The sequence below is a fragment of the Sphingobium sp. genome (assembly GCF_035511395.1).
In the GTDB taxonomy this organism is placed as follows: domain Bacteria; phylum Pseudomonadota; class Alphaproteobacteria; order Sphingomonadales; family Sphingomonadaceae; genus Sphingobium.
This window is the reverse complement of record NZ_DATKFP010000173.1, coordinates 1-4431: the sequence shown is the minus strand read 5'-3', so window position 1 is coordinate 4431 and position 4431 is coordinate 1. Positions and strand designations below refer to the sequence as shown.

The following is a 4431-nucleotide window of genomic DNA, read 5'->3' as shown; positions in this document are numbered from 1 at the left end:
CAAGGGTATGGCGAGCGTGATCTTCATATTCGGCATCTGGGCGGTTCTTTCGGGCGTATTCCAGTTGGTCACCGGCGTGGGCCGATGGAAGTCCTATGGCGCGCAATGGGCCATGATCCTCAGTGGTGCCCAGTCGGCATTGGCTGGAGGCTTCATGGTGAAGCAGGCTGCCGGCGCCGAGATGCTGGGAATCACCACGGTGGCGCCCTATGCTGCCTTCGGTGCTTTCTACTTCCTTGTCTCTGCGATCTGGCTGACCGTCAGCGATGCGCGCAGGGGCACCCTGAGCACGGCCAGTTGAGGCCTTGAGAGACTGACCTTGGGCAGGACGTTTGGCCCCCCCGCCTCGTGATGGGCGTCCTGCTCATGTGCGCTGCCGTCAACCCCCTTGACCCGGCGGCAGCGCACACCCTTTTAGACAAGCAATAGGCGATCGGTTCGGGCCTCGGCGAGAACGATATCGATCATGGGTTCTTCGAGACCGTCGGCCCTTTCATGGCGCGAAGGTTCCCGACCTCTCGCCGGTTGCAGGCCATCGCGCCTGGCCATCGCCCCATGCCCGGCTGCGGGCTGGCCTATTCATCAATGGCGCCGTTCGCTCCGTGCTTGCAGGCTTTGACCCATTTTGCCGGATCGGCGTTGTGACAATGTCTAGCGCAATAAGGAAATGCATATGTCCCTTGATGACAAGCGTGTCGTGACTTCGTCGGAGGCGTCGCGGGAATGTCCCGAGATCACCGGGGGCCGCCCATGACCCCGGCCACCTATGACGCGATCATCATCGGCGCCGGCCAGGCAGGGCCCTCGCTTGCCGGGCGCCTCGGCGATGCCGGCATGAAGGTCGCGATCATCGAACGGCATCTTGTCGGAGGTACCTGCGTCAATACCGGTTGCCGTCCTACCAAGGCGATGGTTGCGAGCGCCTATGCCGCCCATGTCGCGCGGCGAGGTGGTGACTATGGCTTCTCGATCGACGGCGAAGTCCAGGTCGACATGGCTGCGGTTGCAGCCCGGGCAGCCAAGGTGATCGGGGACGGGCGCGCCGGTAACGAAAATTGGCTACGCGGCATGTCCAATGTCGACCTGATACGGGGGCATGCGTGCTTTGCCGGGCCGAATATGGTGGAGGTCGGCGAACAACAGTTCACTGCACCCAAGATTTTCATCAATGTCGGGGGACGAGCAAGCGTCCCGGCCATGCCAGGCGTGGATGACGTTGGCGTCCTGAACAACACTGACATGGTTGCGCTCGACATATTGCCTCGCCATCTGATCGTGGTCGGCGGGAGCTATATCGGACTCGAATTCGCACAGATGTTCCGTCGCTTCGGATCTGAGGTCACGATCGTCGAGCGGATGGAAAGGTTGATCGCAAGGGAGGATCCGGACATTTCGGAAGAAGTCCGCGCAATCTTGGAACGGGAAGGCATAAAGGTGCGCACCGGCGCGGACTGCCTCGCCTTCGCAAAAGCGGGTGATGACATCGCGGTGTCCGTCAACTGTGAAGCCGACAGCCGGCCGGTGGTGGGCAGCCATGTGTTGCTTGCGATCGGCCGGCGGCCCAATACCGAGGATCTTGGCCTCAAGACGGCCGGCATCGAGACGGATGAACGTGGTTATATCGTCGTCGACGACCAGCTTCGGACGAACGTCCCAGGTATCTATGCGCTAGGCGATTGCAACGGACGCGGCGCATTTACCCATACGGCCTATAATGATTTCGAGATCGTCGCTGCAAACCTGCTGGATGGGGAAGATCGCCGCATCAGCCAGAGAATGCCCGGCTATGCACTCTATATCGATCCTCCACTTGCTCGTGTCGGAATGACGGAAGCGCAGGCGAGGGAAAGCGGTCGCCGGCTCCTTCATGCACGCCGGCCGATGTCGCGGGTTGGGCGGGCGGTGGAAAAGGGCGAGACGCTCGGCTTCATGAAGATCGTCGCCGACGCGGATACGCGGCATATCCTTGGCGCCGCCATATTGGGTACAGGCGGCGATGAGGCGATCCACGGGCTACTCGACATGATGCATGCAGGGCAGACGATCGATACCCTGCGCTGGGCGGTGCCCATCCATCCCACGGTATCGGAACTGATCCCCACCTTGCTCCTGGATCTCGCACCGACCTGACGCGGCCGCCTCACCTCACAGGCCGCATCCCCTGCTCAAGAGGGGCGAGGCGGGGCGCCATACAATGGCTGTCTCCTGCGAGCCCGCGTCACTAACGATCAGTTCGCCCGTCGCCAGACATGGCGACATCTGGTCATGGTCGAGTGCGGTGTTTCACAAGATCTGGGCGCCTTGCGCCATGTCGATACGGTGTTCCTCGATGGCTATCGCCTCTATAGGGCCGCCCTTTGCAAGGCGAGTGGCCTGACCGGGATGCCGGATGACGCCGGCCAGACCATGATCTGATAGGAAGGAGCCGCGTGGCCGTCAGCTTGTTAGCGACGATCCGGCGCTGTCTTCGTCATATTCGAAGCTTCGACCAAGCCTGGAGGTGGCGTGAAGTCGAGGATTGCACCTGTGTAGGTTTCTATCACGAAGCTGAAAGGCGAGCCGTCCTCGCGTGTCAGGATCGCCCTGTGTTCGATAAGTTTTTCGCCGATCGCAAGGGAGCTGGTTTCCGTGCCATCTGCCATCGCTGCGCCGCTGATATCCCAGTCCTCCGGGAGAGGCGACCAAAGAAGTCGGGCAGCCACTGTCCTGCGCTTGAAGTGAAGCGGCTGCACCACATGCCCGAAGGCCGTATCGGTCGTTTCCAGAAGATGATTCATCTCCTCGGACAGGCGTGCGGGGAGATACCAGTTGTCGGCCTTTGACAGAACATGCTCGCCACACCGTAGCTCGACATGGCGATAGGCGACCCGATCCTTCGGGCCCGCCTGCAACTGGTTCCTGATTTCTTGGGAGGCCGGCAGGTTCACGTCCGTCTTGCGATCCGCGACAATGCGGACCTCTTTCGCCATACGGTGCCTGGCGCACCATCGCTCCAAGGTCAGTGTCGCACTGGGATGACTGAGCAGGTCGGCATTCAGTGTCTGCAACTCCGCCAAGACCGCAAGGCGCCCTGCCGGGCTGTCGGGCCAGGCTTGCTGAGCATTGGCCGATGAGATCGAAGATGCGGCCAAAAGGCCAGGGAGGATGATCGTCTTGGCTTTCATTGCAGTTCCTTTGATCCGTCTAAACTGGAAAGTGCAAGTCGCCTTCGCAACTGCGAGCGACCTGGGCGGGCCAGGCTGTAATTCGACGACGCTCCGTCGTTCGCGCGCAACACATCATCGGCGTCGAAGGCCCAGCGACCAAAGACGAGGCGCCTTTCGCCGGCGATGCGCCGAGGATTAGACGCTTGACCGAGCCATGTCTACCTTCTAGTAGGAAGGTAAGAAAACAATATTTTTGGAGGCGGACTTGATGCCTTTTCCAGTTCAAGCCGGCGATGGCTTGGGAACGCAAAGCCCTCTGCGTTGCGGCCTCGTCCGTCCGGCTGGGAGGATGCAGCGTCGGGTAGCATCGACATCCTCCGGCAGGTGCGCGTCCTGTTATTTCTGCGATCCCGCCGCGCACCTTCTTCGATACAATTGCACAAGGATCATGGATGATGCCTGTCGATTCCAGATACAGCGCTTCGGCAACCGCCATCGGTGGTCGCGATGGACGGGTCACTACCCCCGATAATGTCATCGACCTTGCGACCTCGACGCCAAGGGAACTGGGCGGGGAAGGTGCGCCGGATGCCACGAATCCCGAACAGCTGTTCGCAGCGGGCTATTCTGCCTGTTTTCTCAGCGCGATGAAGTTGGTGGCTCAGCAGCGTGGGCTGACCATGCCTGATGAAACGACTGTTCGTGCGACAGTGGGCATCGGCCCGCATTCCCAAGATGGCTTTGGCCTCGTCGTGAGCCTTGCGGTGCAGGTTCCAGGAGTCGATCGCGCGAGCGCCGAGCAGGTCGCCCAGGATGCGCACCAGCAATGCCCTTATTCGCATGCGACAAGGAATAATGTCGACGTGGTCATCTCGATCATTTGAACCAGATGGCCCGAAGGGGGGAGGGGCCAAGCTGGACCATCCAGCCAGCAGGAGGATCGACCTGTGTCTTTCCATGATTTTGCTTACTCACAGCGCCGCCATTTTCCTTTCGAACCACTGACGGGGCGCGCGTCTGGTCCAAACCGTCCGGGCGTCCTCTGCGACGCGGACGATCCAGAAGGTCACGCGGGTTCCACGATGTCGCCTTCTTCCCAAGGCTGGGAAAGCTATCGTCCTGGCCACGTCCGTCCCTTCATCCCCAGCAAGTAGGACATCGAGGAAAGCATCGATGTCGTGCCTTGCCCCGGCAGATCGGGCTTTCGTCCCTGGTTCCAGTATCCCCCTTGTCCACACGAACAGGGTTGATCGGTTGGGAAGGGCGGGCCTGCATGTGTGGAAGC

5 protein-coding genes are annotated in these 4431 nt (G+C 60.9%); 4 read left to right on the top strand and 1 reads right to left on the bottom strand.

Annotated features, from left to right (window positions below; genetic code table 11):
- From VMR39_RS11715 to VMR39_RS11705, 3 genes are all read left to right on the top strand, one after another.
- Positions 1-301, top strand: a 301-nt coding sequence (locus VMR39_RS11715; protein ID WP_325416138.1) for a DUF308 domain-containing protein, incomplete at its 5' end; no start/stop codon positions are given.
- Positions 302-750: 449 nt separating this feature from the next.
- Positions 751-2130, top strand: a complete 1380-nt coding sequence (locus tag VMR39_RS11710; protein WP_325416137.1) for an FAD-containing oxidoreductase — start codon at positions 751-753, stop codon at positions 2128-2130.
- Positions 2131-2265: 135 nt separating this feature from the next.
- On the top strand, positions 2266-2415 hold the full coding sequence (locus VMR39_RS11705; RefSeq protein WP_325416136.1) for a hypothetical protein: 150 nt from the start codon (positions 2266-2268) through the stop codon (positions 2413-2415).
- A gap of 29 nt (positions 2416-2444) precedes the next feature.
- On the opposite strand, the gene VMR39_RS11700 is transcribed toward VMR39_RS11705, so the two are convergent.
- On the bottom strand, positions 2445-3164 hold the full coding sequence (locus VMR39_RS11700) for a hypothetical protein (protein WP_325416135.1): 720 nt from the start codon (positions 3162-3164) through the stop codon (positions 2445-2447).
- A 437-nt stretch (positions 3165-3601) separates the two neighbouring features.
- On the opposite strand from VMR39_RS11700, the gene VMR39_RS11695 reads away from it, so the two are divergent.
- Positions 3602-4030, top strand: coding sequence for an organic hydroperoxide resistance protein (locus VMR39_RS11695; protein WP_325416139.1), 429 nt, complete (start codon positions 3602-3604; stop codon positions 4028-4030).
- Positions 4031-4431 lie beyond the last annotated feature (401 nt).